14 protein-coding genes and 3 pseudogenes are annotated in these 21,324 nt (G+C 58.6%); 9 read left to right on the top strand and 8 right to left on the bottom strand.

The genetic code is table 11. The features are described 5' to 3' along the window. Positions 1–275: 275 nt before the first annotated feature. The gene (locus tag N805_RS04215; RefSeq protein WP_026034595.1) at positions 276–1,145 is read right to left on the bottom strand and encodes a DMT family transporter; all 870 of its coding nucleotides are present in this window, start codon (positions 1,143–1,145) and stop codon (positions 276–278) included. A 121-nt stretch (positions 1,146–1,266) separates the two neighbouring features. On the opposite strand from N805_RS04215, the gene N805_RS04210 reads away from it, so the two are divergent. After that, on the top strand, positions 1,267–2,649 hold the full coding sequence (locus tag N805_RS04210) for a PLP-dependent aminotransferase family protein (protein WP_019472615.1): 1,383 nt from the start codon (positions 1,267–1,269) through the stop codon (positions 2,647–2,649). Here the strand turns inward: N805_RS04210 and N805_RS04205 are convergent. Next, positions 2,646–2,846, bottom strand: a complete 201-nt coding sequence (locus tag N805_RS04205) for a DUF1737 domain-containing protein (RefSeq protein WP_019472616.1) — start codon at positions 2,844–2,846, stop codon at positions 2,646–2,648. The genes N805_RS04210 and N805_RS04205 overlap by 4 nt on opposite strands. A gap of 475 nt (positions 2,847–3,321) precedes the next feature. Between N805_RS04205 and N805_RS04200 the strand changes: the two genes are divergently transcribed. Together N805_RS04200 and N805_RS04195 are read left to right on the top strand one after the other, a co-directional pair. Next, a complete protein-coding gene (locus N805_RS04200) occupies positions 3,322–4,149 on the top strand; it encodes a helix-turn-helix transcriptional regulator (RefSeq protein ID WP_019471431.1) in 828 nt (275 codons plus the stop codon). Positions 4,150–4,256: 107 nt separating this feature from the next. Beyond that, a complete protein-coding gene (locus N805_RS04195; RefSeq protein WP_019471430.1) occupies positions 4,257–5,420 on the top strand; it encodes an AAA family ATPase in 1,164 nt (387 codons plus the stop codon). 151 nt (positions 5,421–5,571) lie between these two features. Here N805_RS04195 and N805_RS04190 read toward each other — a convergent pair whose 3' ends face one another. Beyond that, positions 5,572–6,288: a hypothetical protein gene (locus N805_RS04190; protein WP_026034453.1), complete on the bottom strand. Its 717-nt coding sequence runs from the start codon at positions 6,286–6,288 to the stop codon at positions 5,572–5,574. Positions 6,289–6,503: 215 nt separating this feature from the next. Between N805_RS04190 and N805_RS04185 the strand changes: the two genes are divergently transcribed. From N805_RS04185 to N805_RS30445, 4 genes and pseudogenes are all read left to right on the top strand, one after another. Beyond that, on the top strand, positions 6,504–6,683 hold the full coding sequence (locus N805_RS04185; RefSeq protein WP_019471428.1) for a hypothetical protein: 180 nt from the start codon (positions 6,504–6,506) through the stop codon (positions 6,681–6,683). Positions 6,684–7,164: 481 nt separating this feature from the next. After that, positions 7,165–7,407, top strand: a complete 243-nt coding sequence (locus N805_RS04180) for a hypothetical protein (protein ID WP_019471427.1) — start codon at positions 7,165–7,167, stop codon at positions 7,405–7,407. A 162-nt stretch (positions 7,408–7,569) separates the two neighbouring features. After that, positions 7,570–7,839, top strand: coding sequence for a DUF3077 domain-containing protein (locus N805_RS04175; RefSeq protein WP_019471426.1), 270 nt, complete (start codon positions 7,570–7,572; stop codon positions 7,837–7,839). 303 nt (positions 7,840–8,142) lie between these two features. Beyond that, positions 8,143–8,274 (top strand): annotated as a pseudogene (locus N805_RS30445) (purine permease); the annotation flags it as partial. A 165-nt stretch (positions 8,275–8,439) separates the two neighbouring features. Here N805_RS30445 and N805_RS04165 read toward each other — a convergent pair. From N805_RS04165 to N805_RS29620, 5 genes and pseudogenes are all read right to left on the bottom strand, one after another. After that, positions 8,440–9,513 (bottom strand): aldo/keto reductase, encoded by a 1,074-nt coding sequence (locus N805_RS04165; RefSeq protein ID WP_019471424.1) that lies wholly within the window; start codon positions 9,511–9,513, stop codon positions 8,440–8,442. A 261-nt stretch (positions 9,514–9,774) separates the two neighbouring features. Then, positions 9,775–9,966, bottom strand: coding sequence for a hypothetical protein (locus tag N805_RS29625; protein WP_080956776.1), 192 nt, complete (start codon positions 9,964–9,966; stop codon positions 9,775–9,777). Between the two features lie 23 nt (positions 9,967–9,989). Further along, the gene (locus N805_RS04155; protein WP_019471786.1) at positions 9,990–10,541 is read right to left on the bottom strand and encodes a hypothetical protein; all 552 of its coding nucleotides are present in this window, start codon (positions 10,539–10,541) and stop codon (positions 9,990–9,992) included. Positions 10,542–10,562: 21 nt separating this feature from the next. Continuing rightward, positions 10,563–11,000: pseudogene (locus N805_RS31150) on the bottom strand (hypothetical protein); the annotation flags it as partial. Next, positions 10,997–11,237: pseudogene (locus N805_RS29620) on the bottom strand (SbcC/MukB-like Walker B domain-containing protein); the annotation flags it as partial. The pseudogenes N805_RS29620 and N805_RS31150, both read right to left, overlap by 4 nt. A gap of 187 nt (positions 11,238–11,424) precedes the next feature. On the opposite strand from N805_RS29620, the gene N805_RS04145 reads away from it, so the two are divergent. Together N805_RS04145 and N805_RS04140 are read left to right on the top strand one after the other, a co-directional pair. Beyond that, the gene (locus N805_RS04145) at positions 11,425–16,296 is read left to right on the top strand and encodes a hypothetical protein (protein ID WP_019471787.1); all 4,872 of its coding nucleotides are present in this window, start codon (positions 11,425–11,427) and stop codon (positions 16,294–16,296) included. After that, positions 16,293–20,876 carry an RHS repeat domain-containing protein gene (locus N805_RS04140; RefSeq protein ID WP_019471788.1) on the top strand — a complete coding sequence of 1,528 codons (4,584 nt, stop codon included), beginning with the start codon at positions 16,293–16,295 and terminating at the stop codon, positions 20,874–20,876. The genes N805_RS04145 and N805_RS04140 overlap by 4 nt, the downstream gene beginning before the upstream one ends. The last annotated feature ends 448 nt before the right edge of the window (positions 20,877–21,324 follow it).

Genomic DNA, 21,324 nt, shown 5'->3' with positions numbered 1-21,324 from the left:
GCTTCCACTCGGTGAATGCGGGGGTTACGGTTCGGTGCTAATGCGCATTGGCAGGCCTGTAGATTTGCAGTGCCTGTGAGATCGAGCGGCGCGCTGCCGCGTGGAGGACAAAGACTGAGCGCGCGCCGCCGACCCTGTGGGAGCGGGTTCACCCGCGAAGAATCCAACACGGTGTATGGCACCGGCTACGCCGGTGTTCGCGGGTAAACCCGCTCCCACAGGGTGTGGCGGTATGCTCGCGGTCTTTGTACTGAGGTATTACGTAGACGCTTCATCTACCGGGCATATTTCTTGGCCCCGGCCACACAGATGACTGCCCCCAGCGTCACCACAAGCATCATCCAGCTGACGTGCTCATGCAAAAGCAACGCTGCCAGCCCAAGCCCCATGAACGGCTGAACCAGTTGCAGCTGGCCCACTGCCGCAATGCCACCCTGCACGAGCCCTCGGTACCAGAACACAAAGCCAATCAGCATGCTGAACAGTGAAACGTAGCCGAAGCTGAACCACGCAGGGGCGCTTACCTTGGCGAAGGCATCCGGCGCCGGGAAATTAGCGATTGTCAGCAGCAGCATGAACGGCAATGCCACCAGCAATGCCCAACTGATCACCTGCCACCCCCCCAATGTGCGCGACAGACGCGCCCCTTCCGCATAACCCAACCCACACACAACCACCGCCGCCATCATCAGCAGATCGCCCACCACCGACGCCTCTCCTCCATTCATCAACGCATAGCCAACCACCAGCCCGGCACCTGCCATCGAAAACAACCAGAACAGTGGCCGAGGCCGCTCACCGCCCCGCAAAACGGCAAACCCTGCGGTGCAGAGCGGCAAGAGCCCGACAAAAACAATGGAATGGGCGGAGGTGACGTGCTGCAGGGCCAATGCCGTCAGCAGCGGAAAGCCGATAACAACGCCAAACGCGGTTAAAGCCAATGACGACAAATCACCACGTGAAGGGCGTGGCTGGCGTAGCACAATCAAAAAAAGAGCACCCAACAAGGCGGCAATGGTTGCCCTGGCACAGGTCAGAAACGTAGGTTCGAAGGCCGCCACTGCCACACGGGTTGCCGGCAAAGAGCCCGCAAAGATTGCGACGCCTATAAAGCCGTTGATCCACCCGCTTGTTGATTTTTCCATCGGTAAGCCCTCGACAATTCAGGGCTCAGTACATCACTGACAGGCTCACCAAGGCCACGTACAATCCAATACAATTTAACCGAACTGTTATGCATATTTATCCAGCACAGTTGAGGGTGCAATGAAACGCAACGGCACGCGAATTCACACTGTCATGGGTGAAATCCAGTCCAGGATAGCCGCTCGAACCTACACACCAGGGGCCAGAATTCCTTCAGTCCGCGCAATGGCGCAGACCATGCAAGTTTCGGTTTCTACCGTGCTTGAGGCCTATGAACGGTTAATGGCAGAAGGTGTGCTCAGCTCTCGCCCTGGCTCCGGCTTTTACGTAGCCGGGCCAGCGGCGCCACTGGCACTGACCGAACTCGGCCCCAAACTGGATCGTGTTGTCGACCCGCTATGGATCTCCCGCCAGTCGCTTGAAACCGCCAGCGATGCGTTGAAACCAGGGTGCGGGTGGCTTCCTCCCTCCTGGATGTACGAAGCTGGCATGCGTAAAGCGCTCCGGGTCGTTGCCCGTTCTGACGCAGCCAAACTGGCTGAGTACGCATCACCGCTTGGCAGCCCGCCCCTTCGGCAATTCTTGTCGCGGCGGCTGGCAGGCATCGGGACCGAAGCCACGCTTGAACAGATCATGCTCACGGAATCCAGCACGCACGCCATCGACCTGATTTGCCGTTTTCTGCTGGAACCGGGCGACACTGTCCTGGTGGACGACCCCTGCTATTTCAACTTTCACGCATTATTGAAAGCACACAGGGTGAAGATTGTTGGCGTACCCTACACGGCGACGGGCCCGGACGTTAATGCGTTCGGCGCTGCCCTGCTCGCGCACGCTCCGCGGTTGTACATAACAAATTCCGGCATCCACAACCCCACCGGGGCCACCCTGTCGCCGGTCACAGCGCACAGGCTGCTAAAACTGGCCGACACCTCTAGCCTGGTGATTGTAGAGGACGACATCTTCGGGGATTTCGAGACTAATCCCGCGCCACGGCTGTCTGCCTTCGATGGCCTCTCTCGTGTCATTCAGATAGGCAGCTTTTCCAAGACCATTTCCGCATCGGTTCGGTGCGGCTACATCGCTGCGCGTGGTGAATGGATCGAGAGCCTGGTCGACCTCAAGATTGCGACTACATTCGGCGGTGGACGCTTGGCCGCAGACATCATCCATCACGCTATTACCGATAGCGGCTACCGAAAGCACATGGAGAGTGTGCGCCTTCGGCTAGCCGAGGCAATGGACAAGACGGCAACCAAGCTTCGAGCCATCGGTATCAAGCCCTGGATAATGCCCCAGGCAGGCCTGTACCTCTGGTGCCAGCTGCCTCAAGGCAAGGACGCAGCAACGCTGGCCAGGGCCTGTTTGAATGAAGGTGTAGTGCTGGCGCCCGGAAATGCGTTTAGCCAGTCGATGACGGCGGGCGATTTTCTCCGTTTCAACGTGGCGCAATCGGGTGATGCCAGAATCTATGAAGTGTTGAAACGGGCCCTGAGTGCTTAGTCGCGGGCCCCATTCTGCGCCCTGGGCCAGGTAACCGCCTGCGCAACGATCACATCTTTGCCATTGAACGTGAGCGCAGGTCCGCCATGGAGTTGGTATCCCAGCTTCAAGACATCACTGACCTTATGGCAAAACGAAGCGTCATCGGGGCCAGTCAGCACCCGGTAAATCGGCAGCCCATCCGGTGGTTGAGTCATCTGTTCGGTCCTTGAAGAAGTCGGTGAGTCCTCCAAGAGTACTGGTAACTGCCGGGCTACGGCTACACGCCCTTCCACTCCCAACCTTCTCAGACCTGATGCTGCAGACAGCGCGGTGCACGGCACCGGCTTCGCCGGTGTTCGCGGCCAAGGCCGCGAAACAGGCGACGCGGTCCAGGCTGCGGCCCTGGCCCCCCCACAAGTAAAAGACGAGCCCGAAACCTGCACAGTACCTGTGGGAGCGGGTTCACCCGCGAACACCGGCGAAGCCGGTGCCATACACCGTGTCAGATTCTCAGCAGTGCATGACCGGAGACCCTTCACACCGTAAACCGGGGACATGGTTTACACATTTGAGCCCAGGACGCGCGCCCAAGCCAAGCGCCTCGCTCCCAATTTGGTTATCCTGCCCAACAGCCCAGCCCCAGCGGCCACCTATAACAATAAGTCATGCCTTGTCCCCAGGGAGTACCGCATGGAATTCTGGCCATTACGCCCCTCCACTACCGACTTCCGCCTCCCCATCGAGCAAACCGCCACCCTGCTCTCGCGCACAAGCGAACGCCACGGCAAGCTGCTGGCCGCCGACATGCTTAAGCTGGTCAGCGCCCAAGTCCCCTTGGCCCAGTGCACCATCTTCGCCTACAGCCCCAACCGCAGCCCGCAAATCATTTCATTCGCCGACCGCGCACGGATGATCGAGCTACCCAGAATCTCCAGCAACTACGCCGAACGCTTCTACAGCATGGACGGCAACCAACAGGCGATGACAGCGCGCCCTGCCCTGTCGAAAGCCGACCGCATCATGGTGCAACGCCAGGGCATCGAAGACATCGCCCACCGCGACTACCGACGCATCTGCTACGAGCTGCCGCAGATTTCCGAACGGATCGCCCTGCTGACCCATTGCGAGGGCAACCGCTGGCTGTCGGTAAACTTCTACCGAGGCCGCGAACACGGCCGCTTCTCACCCAACGAGATCAACGTCATCGAAACAGCCGCCCCGCTGATCGTACAAATCTCGCGCCTTCATTACCGGGCCTATCTCGAAGCCAATGAAATGCCAGCACTGCTCAGCGAGCGGGTTGTCAGCCTGTACCCGGAACTGACCCGCCGCGACCAGGAGCTGCTGCAACTGATGCTGGCCGGCTGTGAGGTAGAGGCCATCAGCGCGAGCATGGGCATACAGCTGTCCAGTGCGGCCACGTATATCAAGCGGCTGTACCGCAAGCTGGGTATTTCGGGGCAGCGTGAGTTGTTGGCGCTGGCTACCCAGCGCAAGTGGCCTGGCCAGGTGCATTAACGCCAGCCAGCGACCTTGCAGGCACGCCGCGGAGCACCTGATGAAGCTGGCAAGGCAGCCCCGCTTCGGCCACAATCGGTCGCTTGGTACACGCTGGAAAGCACTGCATGCTCACTACCCTCGCCATCGGCAACTACCGCTCGATCAACCACCTGATACTGCCGCTGGGCCAACTCAACCTGGTGACCGGTGCCAACGGCAGCGGCAAATCCAACCTGTACAAGGCCCTGCGCCTGCTGGCCGAAACCGCCCAGGGCGGCGTGATCGAAGCCCTCGCCCGTGAAGGCGGGCTGGATTCGACCTGGTGGGCCGGCCCGGCAACCAGCGCACGGATGAAGCGCGGCGAAGTGCCCATCCAAGGCCAGCACCCGAGCGAAGCCAGGCGCCTGCGCCTGGGCTTTGCCACCGAGGACTTCGGTTTTGCCATCTCCCTCGGCCTGCCGATCCCCCTGCCGTATCCGACTGCGTTCATGCTCGACCCTGAGATAAAGTGCGAAGCCATCTGGGGCGCTGGTGCCTATCGGCCCGCCTCCTTGCTGGTCGAGCGCAAGAACGCCATGGTGCGGGCCCGCGAGGGCAACGGCTGGGCAGTGCTGGATCAGCATGCTGACAGCGGCGAGAGCTTCTTCAACATCGTCGGCCGGCCCCGCCAGGCGCCGGAGATTGGTGAGCTGCGCGCGTTCATCAACAGCTGGCGGTTCTACGACCACTTTCGCATCGACCGCGACGCGCCTTGTCGACAGCCACAGCTGGGTACCCGGTCGCCAGTGTTGCATCACGACGGCCGCAACCTCGCTTCGGCGCTGCAGACCATTATCGAGATTGGTGATGTCGAAGACCTGGTAGCGGCGCTGGACGACGCGTTTCCCGGCAGCCGTCTGGCGATTGATGCCCCGCCGGGCGGGCTGTTCAGCGTGCGGCTACACCAGCATGGGCTGCTGCGCCCGTTAGGGGGTGCTGAATTGTCGGATGGCACCTTGAGGTACCTGTTGCTGATGGCAGCGCTGCTGACACCGCGGCCGCCGTCACTGATGGTGCTGAACGAACCGGAAACCAGCTTGCATGCCGACCTGCTACCTGCGCTGGCCCGCCTGATCATCCGCGCCTCGCAACGTAGCCAAGTGTGGGTGGTGTCGCACAGCAATCCGCTGATCGACACATTGACCGCGTGCGAGGGGTGCAATGTGCTGGAGCTTGAGAAGCACCACGGGCAAACGCAGTTGCGAGGGGTCGGTTTGCTGGATGAGCCACTGTGGCGGTGGGTTGACTGACCACGGCTGACCAAGCCTCAGCCCCAAATGCCAAGGCATGCACCATACCTGTAGGAGCTGGCTTGCCTGCGATGGGCCGCAAAGCGGCCCCATTGGCCATAGCTGTCCGACCTCAGGCCCAGCCCCACCCCGGCCCAATTCGGAAATACCCTTAAGGCCTCATCAGCGGCTCAATCCCGATCCATTTCTTCACAGGGTGATAACAGAGCCTCAACGGCGGAATCTCCACCTTCCGGCCCAGCACATCCAGCGCCCCCAGATGAATCGTCCATTTGGAGTCCGCATCAAACTTGTCCGTCTGGAAAATCACATACGCCGAGCCATAGCGCTTGTTGTTGGTCATCCTGGGAATCATCCGGTGCACTTCATCGCTGTTGATGTCGTACGGCGATGGCCGGGCGGTCTTCTCATTCACCAACGGAAAGTCGTAAGTCTCGTTGACGCCCACGTACACCTCGGGCCGTGCATTCAGGCGCGAGCCGTCTTCAAAGGTGATGTAGGCCTGGCGGCTGTCGTACAGCACCGGTATCGGCGGCTCGCCACGCCTGGAATCAATCGACGGGCGCTGACGGTCTTTGTTGTAGGCGACCATTTGCACATAAAATTCCTGCCGCGAGTACTTCTCGCCCGGGTACTGCACGTACAGGGCTTGCTTGTAGGCCTTTTCGCCCCATAGAGCGGCGTGGTCGTAGAGGTAGGTTTCCAGGTAGAGCGTGGTCTCGCCCAGCGGCCCTGGCACCTTGAACTGGAACTCGGACTCGCAGAGGTCCGCGTAGGCGGCGCGTTCGCGTTTCCAAGGGACGCAGGCGGTTAACGAGGCTACTGCCAGCAGTAGCATGAGAAAGGTGGTCCGTTTCAGGTTATTCATGACCTGCCCTGGTCGAGATGAGAGAGGATAAGTTTCGAGGGCCGAATGGCGGAAGTCCATGCTGCCCCTTTGCCATTATCGCGCTACAGACAGCAGACCGTGCAGCCGCTGTGGATGTGACCACAAAGCCGCAAACGAATTTGCTAAGATCGCGTCATTTCCGCTGGGTGAACTGCATCCTCACCCAAGCCATTTGTAGCCTGCTGGAAGACCCGATGAACAAATTGATCCTGCCTTTCGCCATCTTCGTTAGCGTCCTCCTCACTGGGAAAATCGCCGAGCATTACGGCCTGGAGGGCAGCTGGAAAATCGGCCTGCTGTGCCTCGTGGCAGCTGCCGTCCAAATCGCTGTTACCCGTTTTCAGCGCTACCAGCGGCAAAAAGCCCAGCTGTAAAGGGCGCGGGGCCCCGCTAACGTCGCTAGTTGATCACGTTCTGGGGACTTTTCTTTCACCCAATTTTCACAGTGGCTTGGGCAGTATCAAGCTATCCCTACGTGATAGTACTTAGCCCGCCTCGGCGGGCTTTCTTTTGCCCGCATGTTTCCTGTCGACGTCTTGAGGAACGGCAGCGGGTCGAAAAATCAGAAATAATCCCTTCCTTGTAGGCCATTTCCCAAAGATACTCCTCGCGCCTGTTTTTCGTTGCACATGGAAATAGTCAGCCCTAGTCTCGATCCGTCGCTGCCAATTCAGCGACCGGTTTTGACAGACCGTCGATTGTTGTCCGTGTGCAAACGCTTATGGCGGCTGTACGTGCGGGCACCCTCGTGTGCGCCGAGTGCCAACAATCTCGGTCTGTCAACCCGCGTACAGCTGCCACCCTCCCGTTTGACAGCGGGGCGGATAGCAGCTCAACCATTGTTGGAGCGTGAGCATGCTGAAGATAGTTCCTGATCCACCACACAAGACTCTCTGCCTCGAAGACACCCTCATCGAAGCCTCGGACTACGCGCTTTGCGCTGCGACTGTCGTGCATCAGGCAATGCTACTACAGCCCAAGTCGCCAGCATCGATTTTGATGATGACCTCGATGCATGAACTGGAGACGCTGCGGGCTTTACTGGAGTCCGCAATAGTCCAAGTGCAGATGACCACTGAGCCTGAGACTTCGCACTGAAGCCAAATTGATGTGTCGCCCAGGCACCCAAACGCCTGCAAGCCGAACCTCCACATGGATCTGAGCCATGTCGCAGATCGTGGAGCCTATGCAGCACTTGTAGGAGCTGGCTTGCCGGCGAGAGGCCAGCCCAGGCACTAGAGATTTCGGGGAGATTGACCAATGTCCACAGAAGAAACCAAATTCACCGTCGGCAAAACCACCTTCTATCAAGGTGAAAACCAGACCCATCCGCTGTTTCGCATCGAAGCCGGCATACCTTGCCAGAGTGCCCGTGAACAGGCATCGGAATTGATGGGCTACGCACGGGATATGACCTTGGATGGCTTGATGGAAGACAAACCACAGTTGATCTGGGCCTCTCACTACCTATGTGCCTTGGCCAAAGCACTTATGGATGATGCCGAGTTGGGCATGATGAAGACCCCGTGATCAAAGGCTCTGTAGCAGGTCCATTACATGCGCCTTAAAGGTGTGGGCCTGCGCACAGACGGCCGCCATGCGGACCCGGCAAATGAGACATCAGGCCAGGCGAACTCGCCTGGCAAGGCAAGAAACTAATCGAGCGCTATTTAAAGTGCTCGCGGAGGCTGGCCATGAAGTCCAACGGATTTAAGTACAGCTGGCTCGACAAATCACCTCGGAGAATGAAAAGTTTTGACTCACCGCTAAGCTTGAAGACCCGAACGATAAAACTGCCCCCCTGCTTCCGTAGAAAAGTCCAGCTGATTGTGGCTAATCGGCAAGCAGTTCGGCCTGCAGGAGGTGTTTGGCGCGGTGATCGCCGCGGGGGCCATCACCATCGCCATCGCACCCTTGTTCAGCCGGCTGCTGCGGTTCTTTCCGCACGTGGTAATCGGCAGCCTGAAACTCGGCGCACTGATCGCCGCCGTGCCCACGCCGGTGCTGGGCGCACTTTCATCTGCCGTTCAAGCTTACGGCATGGGGCGTGAGCTGTTTCCGCGGCGGTGCCTGATACGGCGGGCACGGGGCAGCCTTGAATGACAAGCGCCGCCCCGCCGCTTCAGCCTTTTACTCCGATTGCAGCTTCATCGTTTGCCGGTGCAGCTCGATGAACGGCGCCTCTGCCGGGTCGATCCGGTCCATGCCCGCCGCAATCCGGTGCCAGTACGGGTACTGGGGCGCAATGCGCGTCACCCCCTCGATCTGCTGCTGGTCTTCAGCCGTCAGCACCAGCTCCACCGCCTGCAAGTTGTCCTGCAACTGCTCCACCGTGCGCCCGGCGGTGATCACGCTGGTAATGCCCGGCCGGTCCTTGAGCCAAGCCAGGCACACCCGCGCCGGCGAACAGCCGTGGCGCTGGCCAACCTCGATCAGCGCTTCGATGATGTCGTACGCACGCTCTTTGTCGTGCACGTAGGGCTCTGGCCAGTCATTGCCCTGGCGCGTGCCGGCCGGCGTCTTGTGCCCGCGCCGCACTTTGCCGGTCAACAACCCCTCCCCCAACGGCCCCCACACCAGTGTGGCGAAGCCCTGGTCCAGCGCCATGGGCAGCAGCTCGTACTCGGCCTCGCGGGCTTCGGGGGTGTAGTAGATCTGCTGGGAAACGGGTTGCTGCCAGCCGTTGAGCTGAGCGCTGCCGAGGGTTTTCATCATTTGCCAGGCGGTGTAGTTGGAGGTGCCGAAGTAGCGGATTTTGCCGCTTTGCACCAGGTGGTCCAGGGCCGTCAGCGTTTCTTCCACCGGCGTGATGCCGTCCCAGTTGTGGATCTGGTAGAGGTCGATATGGTCAGTACCCAGGCGCTTGAGGCTGGCTTCGCAGGCGCGGATCAGGTGGTAGCGCGAGGCGCCGCTGTCGTTGGGGTTGTCGCCCATCGGGCTGCGCGCCTTGCTGGCCAGGATGATCGAATCGCGCCGCTGGCCCAGGGCCTGGCCGACGATTTCCTCGGCAAGGCCTTGTGAGTAAAGGTCTGCGGTGTCGACCAGGTTCACCCCGGCGTCGAAGGCCATGTCGAACATGCGCTTGGCTTGGGTTACATCGACGCTACCGGTCTTTTCGAACGCGCCCCGCCCACCGAATGGGACGGTGCCGATGACCAGTTCGGAAACGAGCAGGCCGGTGTTGCCGAGTGCGCGGTACTTCATGGGGATTGCCTCCAAATGCCAAAGACTTGGAAGTACCGACGGCGTGGGGTGCTGAAACGTTCAATCGGATGACTCAAGCGCTTTGAGCTGGATGAGGCTTTGGGGATGTGCGTGTGGATGTGTGTGGGAGCGGCCTCGTGTCGCGAAAGGGCTGCGCAGCAGCCCAGGATTTCGGCCATGCTGCATAAATCGGGGGCTGCTGCGCAGCCCTTTCGCGACACAAGTCCGCACCTACAGGGATATCACCGGGACCTGTGTTTGTTACCGCTCGACGCTTTGCCTGACCGTTTGTGCGTCATCATCAGCCCCCTGCCGGTCGCCGCCCTCTTCCTCATTGATCAGCGGATCGTCATCCGGATCAGGGACCGTGGGGTGGTCAGGGTCCACTGCCGGGTCGGGTGAAGGGGGCATGTCGCGGTCGCTGCCACCTGCTACGGTTTGCTCGATGTTCATCGCTGCATCCCTCGTCGCGTTGCTCAGCGGGGTTTCGGGTGCTCGCTGGAGACCGAATTGTTGGCGTCCACATCCCTCATCTCTTCATCTACCGGCGACTGATCGTCGGCAGGCAGCGGCACTTCGCCTTCCCTGCTCCCGCGCTGCTGCAGTTTGTCCTCGTCCGTGCGCGCAGTGCCGTTGTCCCGTTCGACCTGGGCATCCTGATCCGATCCGGGGTTGCCAGGTGGCGGGTTCCAGTCTTCGGGCCGGTTCTCCGACCATTTCTCACCAACGCCTTGCTTGGGTTCGGACTCGGCTTGCTCCAGCCCCGAGCAGTGGCCTGCGCCAGGATCGGGTGCGCCTGCCTGCCCGCGAAGTGGCGAATTCTTCTCCACGGCCACGCAATCGTGCAGCACCGTGGCCGCGAACAGCACTTCAATGTCGCCGCCTTCTACCTGCCAGATTCGCTGAGCGTTGACCCATACGCGATGGATGTGGGACAGGTCGTGGGAGCCGTCCTTCTGCCCGCTTGGCAGATGCTTCAGCAGCTCGGCGGCAAGATGCTGGTACGGGGCGAAGGCTTCAATCGTCATTTTTGGGGACATTCCATCAGCTCATGGCCGCATCAAAGGCTCGATACCCATCCACTTCTTCACGGGGGGGTAGCAGAGTTCCAGCGGTGGTATCGGTAGCTTCTGGCCTTGCACCTAGAGCGCGCCCAGGTGGATGGTCCATTTGGAATCGGCATCGAACTTGTCGGTCTGGAAAATCACACAGGCAGAGCCGTAGCGCTTGTTGTTGGTCATCTTGGGGATGTTGCGCTGCACTTCGTCGCTGTTGATGTGGTAAGGCGATGGGCGTGCGGCGGGTGCGTACACGACCGGAAAGTCGTAGGTTTCGTTGATGCCCAGGTAAAGCGCGGGCCGCGCGTTCAGGCGGGAGCCGTCTTCGAAGGTGATGTAGGCCTGGCGGCCGTCGTAGACGATCGGAATTGGCGGCTCGCCACCGCTGGACTTGATTGAAGGGCGTTGGCGGTCTTTGTTGTAGGCTCCCTCAGCGCCGCGATGATCCGCCCGGCCATGAGAACTGCGCGGAAACGCCTCATCGAGCACAATGGTGCCGAACAGCGGCCGACTACTGCCATCCGGGCACAGGGCATAGCTCAGTGAAGCGGTCAGCACATAGGATGCGATGATTTCCTTTTCGCCACCGCTCCCCCCTTGTGAGCCAGTGCGCGTCTCGATGACCTCTCGGGTTTCCCTGTCAATGACCGACACCGCCATCACCAAAGGCCCATCGAATCCGATGCCCTACTTTCGGCAGAGGCAAGGGATTGCGCCTACGGCCTACTCTGTCAACTGATATTTCTACTAGTTGCCGCTCTTTAAATTATCCCGAAATATCTTCATTGCTCGACAAACTGCCAAGCCGCCTGCATGAGTAGCTTGGTGTCATGCAGAGTCAATGGAGGTGCGCATGTACAGCAAAGCAATACTTGAAGTACTTGGCGTAAAGCAGGGAAGCCATGTGCACATATTGAATTCATTCTTGTCTACCAACAAGGCTGGTTATGATTGTTTTATTGAAGCCCTACATGAGGACCGTATCGAAGTTCTTTCCAGTGAAAATAGAGAAAATTTCAACGTCGCAAGGAAGTACTGGAAGACATTGTCTTTTGGGTCAACTTTCAACATCCGCGAAGCGGATGAAGCGCTCACTGCGAGACGCCAGAAACTTGCGCTGCCCACCGTGCTTTCGCCTGATGAAGATATCCTGTTTGGTAAGGAAGCCACTGTCCGGCTTGTGTGCACTTACACAATTGATGAAGGTGCTCCTAGGTTCCTATGGGGAACCGAATCCGACATTGATCAGGTTTTGGCGTGTACAGAGGTTGATGTAAAGAGCCGCCACAAGCTCATGCTCAAAAGCTCGCCCAACAAGGAGCAAGTCCGCGCGCTACTGCAGCAACGCCGGCTGATCACTGACCGTGACTTCCTCTACGGCATTTTAGAATTTGCCGACGACTTCTATCAGGGCATGAAATCCCCCACCACGCTGTCCCACACCGTTGCCCGAAACTATTTGTCGAAGCTACCTAAAGCGTTTGTAGCCTGGGAGATCTCTCAATCAGTTACAGATAATAGCGATGTACAAGCAGCGCCGGTCCAATGGCAATTCGAGCATGAACTGGCGCCTAATGAACTCAATCAAGAAACTGGCGAGGCCCTCTTCGGGCTGAATGATGAGGACTTCGGGCCGAGTCATGAGGTTCACGCGAAATACGATCTTTTAGACACACTTGTCAGGCAGGAAAGGTACTGGAAAGCGTCCACTACAGAAGCCAGGCTTTCAGTAATCATGGTTGCGCGCAGGTCATCCTTGCAGGAGCAAGGCCTGATCGATCAGATCAACCAAGCGTTGCCATTTCCAGAAGTTCCCTATTATTTCGAAATACCGGGCTTGGACGGACTGATTGAGGCAGCTATCGAAGAAGGCTCCAGACCGGATCAGAGCGCTGCCCCTCAAGAGCCCGGCAGCTCTCCACCTGATGAGTCGGGCGACAGCGCAGCGTCACTTATTAATTACACGCTGCCAGAGATGACCGGATTCGCACCAGCCTTGCTCGGCGAAGATCCCTGCCTATGGACCAGCCCATGTTATGTCCTGGCAGATCGAGATTTGCAGCCCGACGAGCAGATTCACGTGTGGGCCGTCGACCCCATCGACGGGCGCGTGCTGAAAACCGTCTCGCTAAAAGCGACCGAAGCCAACAAAGCCCGCGTGGCCTGGCCGGCTGCATTGGTCAAGGCGATCCAAGCCGACCGCACGCTGGTCGAGGGTTCCGTGCTGCTCCAGGCCGGGCATCTCTCGGACGACGCCGAATTTACCGAAAACACCGATGCCCCCACCTCGCAAGCCTTCACGGGTTACAACAACATCGAGAAAAGCCAGGTCGATCGTTTGTGGGCATTTGATTCGCATTGCAAGCTGCTCAGCAACCTTCCGTTCAAGGCCAACCAGGTCAGTGCACTCCGGCTTCCAGATGCAGCGCCGCCTTTGGGAGAACGTATTTGCATACAAGTACGCCACAGGACCAGCCAGCACCTGTACGAATCTCATTTTTACCAGCCCGAAGCGAACAGCACCCGCAGCAGCTGGAACAAACAGATGTGCGAATTCCTTAACCAGCACAGTGCGATGCTAAGAGCCGGCATACTCCAAGACGATGGCATCAGCATCACGCCCGCGGAGCAGGGTAATCAGCTCTGGATACCGCAACTGTCCGACCTTTCTGTGCAACTTGAATCCGTCAATTGGCTTGAGCACGCATCATTCAGCGTGAACTCGGGCCTGGCCTTGGAAAACGAGGTGATGATTGCGGTACACGATCATGTTACGGGCGCACCGCTACCGGGATCGCCGTTCACGTTCTGCCCAAGTGTTGCAACACAAGCGCTAGACCAGTGGCCGAGCGCGTTGGCCAGCCAGTTGGCTGCCAGTCCCTTGGCACCCTACATAAAACTGGAACAGACAAGCAGCGGCGGCACGGCCCCTGCTTCGACTTGGCGTTGCCTACGCGCAGCGGTGCCACTTCGCGTCTGGATGAGCGAGCCCTTGGCATCACCTGCCTGGTCAAGCCGCTCCGGCGCGGATATCGATGACGTGCTTGACGCCTGTCTTGACGACGACAGTATCCAGTTGCTCATTGAGAGCCGCGACACGCGCACGGGGCACCTCTGCCACGCTTCATCCATTACTTTGTCGGCAATGGAGTCTTCACTCGATCAGGCAGCAAAGCGGGCCAATCTGGCGAAAACGCTTGAAGGGCACTTGAAACAAAATGGGGTTGTTTGGCTTGGACTCAGCATCGAACCCAATGTTTCCGGCACCTCCCTGAACCATTGGAAATTACGCGAAGCCACTACGCTTCATTTACAAACAACACTGGAAAAAATAATTCCAGCTCCCATGGCGGCTGACAATCACGGCACTCCATTTTACATTGAAGAACTCGCCACGGCTGGACCAATCCAGAAATATAACGATCACATTTCCATCTTCGCGAACGTTGGCGCCGACATGCAATTTTACGAAGATTACATAGACCCCGTATATTACTTATACCTGGATATCTATCAGAAAGGATTAGACTTCTGGCCTGGGCTCGCAAGAGAAATCATGGAAAAACCGATAAAAATCAATATAAGCATTCCACGAATGCCAACAAGACACGACATGGATGAGCTCGTTAAATCACACTGCGAAGCACCGTACTTACATAACTCAGTCATGCCCACCATCGACCCCATCCCTCAGAATACGCCTGATGCCTTCAGCTATATTATAAGCGGGTACTGGCACTTGCTTACATTTCCAGGTAGCCCGTTCCTTCAACGTCTTGCTCAGGCCTTTCTTAGCAGAAAGCTCATCAAAAATACCCTCTCAGATATAGCAACCATCCAACGCCACCTCGCAACTATCGAAATCCTCACCTCCTCACCACGGGAGCAACTCTGCATTGCACTCGACACTCAAGCCATCGAAAAAGGCTTTTCTCTAGCCTCCTGCAGCCAACATGACGGTGAACTCACACTCGATTTAAACTTCCCTTTCGCACCAGATGAAGAGAGCGCTACAGCACGCATCTTGATCGGCATCTTATCGCCAACTTCTCTTTGGAAGAAGATTCAAAGCTGCACCACAACGAAAGAAGTTTTTGAAATGCCTGCGCAGGACACACTGTGTGCCGATATGGCCAATACCGCAGGGGTCGAGCTCTTTGCCTCTAGCGGCTCGCAGCCCCATGGCGTCTCGCCCCAGACAGGCCTGTTCCACTTCCATCATACAATTGCAACGCTGTCCAGCCTCTCCGGCAACACGCCGGCGATCCCACTGGCGTTCAACTACTCGCCGTTACGTGCCAACGAAAGCGCTCTCGGCGATGGCTTTGCGCTCTCCGGTTTTTCTTCTTACGACAATCGAAACCGGCGCCTGGTATTGAGCAACGGCACCGTAGATGAGCTCAGCATTGATAACATCAAGCAACTGATCGATGGCGAGCCGATAGTACGCCTTGGCTATACCCTCAAAGCAGGCCAAGGGACCACCGAAGAGTTGAGCGCTGGAGGTGGCAAGCGAAACGTCTATCACCTGAGCACTCTCACGATCGAACTCCTGAACGGCCACGAGGAAGTATTGGGCCTCCCCCAGACTCATGACAACTTGGAAAGTGGCGAAGCATATAAAAACCGCCTTAAAAGCACGATCAATAGGATTGTCAAGCAAATCGATAAAGCATTGGAAGAGCTGAAAACACCATCAAAAAATGCAGTGCCGATATGGTCCATTCTCGGTGGTTTGCTTGCCGGAGGCGTGGGTGTCACGGCTGGTTCAGGAATTGATGAACACGAAAAAACCCGAAGTATACACCTCTCTTCCGTTGTTGCGACCTTTATGAACGCCACGTGGGGCGCCGATTTGTTAGGTAAGGACCTGGAAAAAAAACAACAAGTCACCGCGAATAGAACAGAGCTGAACAAACTGAAAACCGAAATGGCGTTGCTACTTGCCGATGTAGAGCGCAATGCCTCGATTTTGGTGCCCCTGCAACTCAAGGCCGACAGCCGAGCGCTGCAACTGGCCTGGCAAGGCGTAAAGGGCCATGTCCGCCTGACGAGCATAAACGACGGCGTCAACGTTCTGCTCAAGGCCGAACACTCCGCCGAGCCAATGCTGGAGGGTAGCCAACAGAGCGTTTTCACCCTCTGGCCAGAGACTGATGAGCGTTGCTGCATCACCCTGGACATCAAGGACTGCCTGCTCAGGCGTTTGACTCGATCCAGCGGCTCCCAGCCCGACCAGCCCGACCAGCGCCTGCACTTCCAGTACGCGGTGACGCCAGTGCTCGACAATATATTGTGCGGCGTTATCGAGGACGATGGTTCACGGGAAGTGGTCGCCTACGACTGGCCGCATCCCTTTTCATTACCTCGCGTCGATCTGCAAACCTTGATCCCTGGTGGCCAACAACCGAATACCCACCACGCCTGGGCCTGGGAAGGTGAAGAGCGAATCACCGCAGCCACCCGCTACGCACACGCGCCAGTCGGCAGCGACCTGGAACAGATCCCATCCACCCGCTGGGAGTGGTCTCACAGCGGTGACGGTGCGACGGAACTTGCGCGCGTGATCGAGAAGGTCCCCGGCGAGCAGCAGCGCATCACGCGTCATGTCTATCAAACCGACAACGCCGTGCCCGAGCCGCTGCGCCAGCCGCGGCAAACAGAGCAGCACATCACCGTCGAAGATCTCCGCGTCGCCGCCACTGCCGAGGAACAGCAGCCATGACCAGCACGGATCAGACCACCTCCAGCTCATCGCCCACCCTTGCAGCGACTTCGCTCACGGAAACCGCGCTTACCCGCTACCGCCCAGGCGGCCTGGAACCTATACAGTTCATCACTGATGACGGCTTGCACACACGGCTCTGGTACTACGAAACCGACGCCCATCCACTGGACATCAGCAAGCTGGTTGCAGGGCTGACACTGGCCAAGGTCACCACCGGTACCAACGCCACGGCGGGCAGCACCGGCAGGGCACTGGCCGATGCCACCCAGCTCAGCTGCACCCAGCGCCCGGAGGCTGGTAAAGGCCTGCTGCCACTATGCGCGCAATACCAGTACCTGCTGCTGCCCGACGGTACCCGCCAGGCCCCGGTACTGACCCTGTTCGGCTACGCCCTGAACCAGCGCGACGAGCACGGCACCTTGCTGCCCAACACCGTGCTGACCTTTGAAGGCTTCGAAGCCTTTGCCGACAGCGACACCCTAGCCTTGGAGGACGTGAAGCTGGCCAAACCGACAGCGCTGTCCGTCTCCCTGGTGCAGGCCAACTACCAGCACCAGGCCGGCGCGGTCCGCAGCAGCGAACGCATCGCCACCCAGTGGTACCAGAACGACAACGCTCGCAGCACCCAGACCGTGACCGAGGTGGTGGCCACCGGCCAACAAGCCGCCACTTACGAACTGCTGCGCACCACGCCCTACTCGGCGTCAACGGCCATCCTGCAACGCCAGATCGTGTCGGCGCGCACCGGCCTCCTACTGCGTGAAAGCCAGCAAGACAACGAGGGCAAGGCCATAGCGTTCACCTGCCATCGATACGACAGCCTGGGCCGGGGCGTACGCAGTGACACCTATGCGTTCAATGAAGAGGCCTTTACCAGGGGCTTGGTTACTGAGCTAAAAGCCACCCACTCGCAATCCGTCCATTACGCGGAAGACGGCAAGGGTCAGCGGGTCAGGACTTGCGATGCCCAGGGGCGTCACCAGCAGTGTTACTACGATGGCCAACAACGCATCGTGCGCCGTGAGCTGCAACGCGTGCCAGGGCCTGACCACAGTGCCGACAACTATTGCACGGTGGAAGAAACATCCTGGGACAGCGATGGGCAAATGGCCAGCCAAGTGATGTTCGACTATTTGCCGGGTGGCCTGCGCATCGACAACGTCAAAGCACTGCCCCAGCAGAGCAAGGACTGGTTCTGGCAGGCCCACGGGCATGACCCGGTGGTTACCGATGCAAACCGGAATGTGTCGCTGACCACCCGCTCCACCCTGGGGCTGATCTCGCAAGGCGCACTGACCACCCAGCAATCCACCCAGCGCAACCTGGCGGACGGGTCGGTCACCCTGACGCAGGAAACCTGGAAAGGCCTGGAGAAATCTGCCGCCGGTGCTGCCATCACGACCACCCAGACCCTCAACCAGAAAGGCCAACGTACGCGGGTGACCGAGGACATTCCCGGCTATGCGAAGCAAACCAGAACCTGGGATATCACCTACGACGGCCTGGGGCGCCCAAAGACGCTGATCCAACCGGACAAATCGATCATTGCCTGGGCCTATGAAGGCTTGAACGACGCCCCGACCCGCATGAGCGTGAAGAAGTCGGCGAAGGCGCCGGAACGAGTACTGGCCAGCCGCACGTTCAATGAGGGCACCGTGTCGACGCTGGTCAGGGGCAGCGATACCAACCAAACGCTGCGAACCCGACCAGACGGTTACGTGAAGCCAGATGGCACCAGCCTTTACCATGCACGCAACGACGATGGCAGCCTGTCTTGGTATGCACAAAGCGGCAGCAGCACCGCGAGCAGGACACCCCTGGTGACCTTCAAGTTGAGCCCCGTCACACAGGCCATGCAAGCCGAACGCCCGGTGCAGGGGGATTATCAAAGCCTGGTCACCAGCGAAGCCTTGCAGCCGCTGCTGCTGGGCACCTGGCGCTTCAAACGGACAGTGCACGGGCAACAGCAGCGCGATGAGGGGTCTGCCTCCCTGCGCGGCGTCCAGACCGGCACATGGCACAGCAACGGCCTGCCCCTGCAGGCCTGGGACAATGCCCAAGGCTACCGCAGCCGGCTGCGCCGGGGATCACTCGAATACCATTACACATACACCGCACTGGGGCAGTTGGCCTGCCTGACGGTGCAGGACATGCGCACCGGCCAGTGCTTGCAGGTGCAGTCCGACTACGACGCCTTCGGCCGCGAGACCAAGCGCAATTATGCGCTGAACGGCCAGGAAAAGGTGCGCTACGAGCAAACCTGGTCACCGGCCAGCCAGCTGCTAAGCAAGACGCTGTACCGTGACGGCACTCGGGCGAGAACCGAGACATTCGTCTATTACACTAGCGTGACCGGTACCAGCGATGAGTTGCAGCAATGGACGGTGGACGCAGTGGCGGGCGAAGAGGTCAAGGATGACGAAGGCTATGCCATTAAGGAAGAGACTTACCAATACGACGAACTGGGCAGCATGACTAAATGCTCGACCACGCGTAGCAACAACGACACGCTGGTACGCGACTATGCCTACGACGATGCAATGCATCCAACACGGCGTACCGCGATCACCTGTACCCCAACCCTTGCCGGCAAGACCAGTAGCCGCACGGTCTCTCTTACGTACGACGCCAACGGCAACCTGGCGACCAACGAGCGGGAACAGTCCCTGGCCTACACTGACAGCGGTCGCCTGAGGTCAGTGACTGCCAAGAATGGCACGACGCCGCTGACCTATTACGAGTACGACGAACATGACCGGCTGATCGCCCAGTGTGATGTCGTCAACAACCAGCGGCGGATCCTCAACTATGGTGCCAATGGTCTGAGTGGGGAAACCTGGCTAGATGGGGCAGGCAAGGTGCTCAAGCGCGTGACGCTGGATGACCAGGCAGGCCTTGCGGTTGCCTTGGACGATCAATGGCTGTTCGTGCTCGGCGACCCGCAGACAGGGGGGGGTGACGAATACCAGTTCAAGGATGGCGCTTGGGTTCGCGATTCGGTCACGTTCACGCCCTGGGGCGTAACCCATCTGGCCACTCTCAACACTCAATCGGTGGGCGTCGGCTACAACCGCCAGCGGGTGGATCGGGTGACGGGGGGGTTCCATCTGGGCGACGGCTACCGCGTCTACGACGCCCAGCACAAAGTGTTCTGCCAGCCCGACGACTGGAGTCCCCTGGGTGCGGCTGGCCCGAATGACCGCGCCTACTGCCCGAAAGCCGATCCGGTCAACTTCGAGGACCCCAGTGGCCACATCATGCTCAGCCGCCAGGCCCAGGCAGACAGCCTGGCAAGGCTCGATACCATTCTTGCCGCGCTGTCTCCCAGCAGGGAGACAGCGCCGCCCCAGGCTGCCAGCGTCGGGGAGTGGCTGTTGTTCGGGGCCCTGACGGTTTTGGGCGCAGTGCTGATCATAGGTTCGGCGGGCACCCTCAGTGCGCCGGTGATCGCCGGCCTGATGATCGTCTATACAGCAGGTGCCGCCGTCACGGCGACGGGAATGGCGTTGAGGCAGTCGAATCCGGAGTTGTCGCGGATATTGGAACCTGTGGGACAAGTGATGATGGCACTGGCCAGTGCGCCGGCGGCAGCCTCGAAGATGGCCGTGGTGGCAAGCGCAGTGATGTATGGATCGACGATGGCGTATGCAGGTTTGACCATCGCGCAGGTGTCGGTGCAACAGAGCAACCCTGAACTGGCAGAGAAGCTGGGATGGGCGGCCCTGGCTGCTAGTCTGGCTGTCCTGGCGTACGCAGGCGTTAGAAAGCTAGGTTCCTTAGCCTCCAAAATAAAGACTGAGTCATTGACCGAACTACGCGCACTGCGCAACAAACTTAAACATCGCTGGACCCAGGATTTCCAATCCGGCAATAATGCTGACTTGGTTTTTGCAGGAAGACCAAGCAAAATACCAGTGCCCGTCCCCAAACCTATAAGAAACCTGGTCAATACTTCGTCCGCAGCGACGCCTCCGAGTTCCGTTCCGGGAACGCCGACTCGAACCTCCGCACTCAGGCGCAGGATGACGACGATGACCACGACGGATTTTGGAAAATTCGAACTTATTCATCCTGCCGGAAAATATAACTCAACAGCTTATCTGTCAGCCCATGGAAGCAACTTTATTCTCGGTGGCAAAACCAAGCTACCTCCAGGATCGATAGCACGCACTTATGCACCTGCTACCGGCACCGTTGGCGGATATATGATCAGCACCAAAACCGCAGGTTTCCTACCAAAGGAATGGTCGGCAGCGGAGACCATGGTCAGCGGAGCCGTACAGCCAACAAAAACCATACCAGGCGGGCACTACATGGCAAACTTCAGTCTCACGCACTTTGAGCATAACTCAGAACCTTACTTGAGAGAAATTGCAAAGACTTACACTGTAGACGTCATCAGAATAAAACCCGGTGAGACCGTTTCATCCGCGCAGATTTTCCAGGGTTTAAAAGATGCAAACATCAATTACCAACTGTATGAGCTTGGCCACTGCAGGGCTTCAGAAATGAAAGACTTCCTGAACCTCGGCATACCTAACAGAACCTTACCAAGACCGTCAAACCCTATTACTTAATTAATTTTCAAACCTTGAAAAGTTGCTATGCCCTGCCTGGCGCAGACCAGTGATCAGCATTGGCCTTGACACGGCCAATTCTGCACTGGTTTATGTCAGGATACTTGAAGATGTTATCGCGAAAGAGCCGCAAAGCGGGCGTGGCAGCCCGGAGGAAGTTCGGATGCCCCTGGAGTGGCAAGCAGCACCTGTTCGTGGCGATTGATCGCGTCACGAAGTTCACCTACGTTGCGTTCTTCGATTTCGCGACCAAACGCAATGGCGCTGAGTTCCTACGTCAGGTCGTACAAACGTTTCCATACAAGAGCCACACCGTCCTGACTGACAACGGTGTGGCGTTCACAGAGCAGCCCCGGTATCGCAATGGCGCGACCAATTGGTTCGGTGGACACATTTTTGATCGTGTCTGTCACGAGCAACGCCATCAAGCATCGACTGACCAAGGCCT

This window comes from Pseudomonas putida S13.1.2, from assembly GCF_000498395.2.
Classification (GTDB): domain Bacteria; phylum Pseudomonadota; class Gammaproteobacteria; order Pseudomonadales; family Pseudomonadaceae; genus Aquipseudomonas; species Aquipseudomonas putida_Q.
This window is presented reverse-complemented; position numbering and strand designations above follow the sequence as displayed.

Bases quoted from the DNA above. Each gene is read 5' to 3' on its own strand.
- N805_RS04190 (WP_026034453.1), bottom strand. From the start codon at position 6,288: ATGAATAACCTGAAACGGACCACCTTTCTCATGCTACTGCTGGCAGTA.
- N805_RS04185 (WP_019471428.1), top strand. From the start codon at position 6,504: ATGAACAAATTGATCCTGCCTTTCGCCATCTTCGTTAGCGTCCTCCTC.
- N805_RS04175 (WP_019471426.1), top strand. From the start codon at position 7,570: ATGTCCACAGAAGAAACCAAATTCACCGTCGGCAAAACCACCTTCTAT.
- N805_RS04210 (WP_019472615.1), top strand. From the start codon at position 1,267: ATGAAACGCAACGGCACGCGAATTCACACTGTCATGGGTGAAATCCAG.
- N805_RS04145 (WP_019471787.1), top strand. From the start codon at position 11,425: ATGTACAGCAAAGCAATACTTGAAGTACTTGGCGTAAAGCAGGGAAGC.
- N805_RS04180 (WP_019471427.1), top strand. From the start codon at position 7,165: ATGCTGAAGATAGTTCCTGATCCACCACACAAGACTCTCTGCCTCGAA.
- N805_RS29625 (WP_080956776.1), bottom strand. From the start codon at position 9,966: ATGAACATCGAGCAAACCGTAGCAGGTGGCAGCGACCGCGACATGCCC.
- N805_RS04205 (WP_019472616.1), bottom strand. From the start codon at position 2,846: ATGACTCAACCACCGGATGGGCTGCCGATTTACCGGGTGCTGACTGGC.
- N805_RS04200 (WP_019471431.1), top strand. From the start codon at position 3,322: ATGGAATTCTGGCCATTACGCCCCTCCACTACCGACTTCCGCCTCCCC.
- N805_RS04195 (WP_019471430.1), top strand. From the start codon at position 4,257: ATGCTCACTACCCTCGCCATCGGCAACTACCGCTCGATCAACCACCTG.
- N805_RS04155 (WP_019471786.1), bottom strand. From the start codon at position 10,541: ATGACGATTGAAGCCTTCGCCCCGTACCAGCATCTTGCCGCCGAGCTG.
- N805_RS04165 (WP_019471424.1), bottom strand. From the start codon at position 9,513: ATGAAGTACCGCGCACTCGGCAACACCGGCCTGCTCGTTTCCGAACTG.
- N805_RS04215 (WP_026034595.1), bottom strand. From the start codon at position 1,145: ATGGAAAAATCAACAAGCGGGTGGATCAACGGCTTTATAGGCGTCGCA.
- N805_RS04140 (WP_019471788.1), top strand. From the start codon at position 16,293: ATGACCAGCACGGATCAGACCACCTCCAGCTCATCGCCCACCCTTGCA.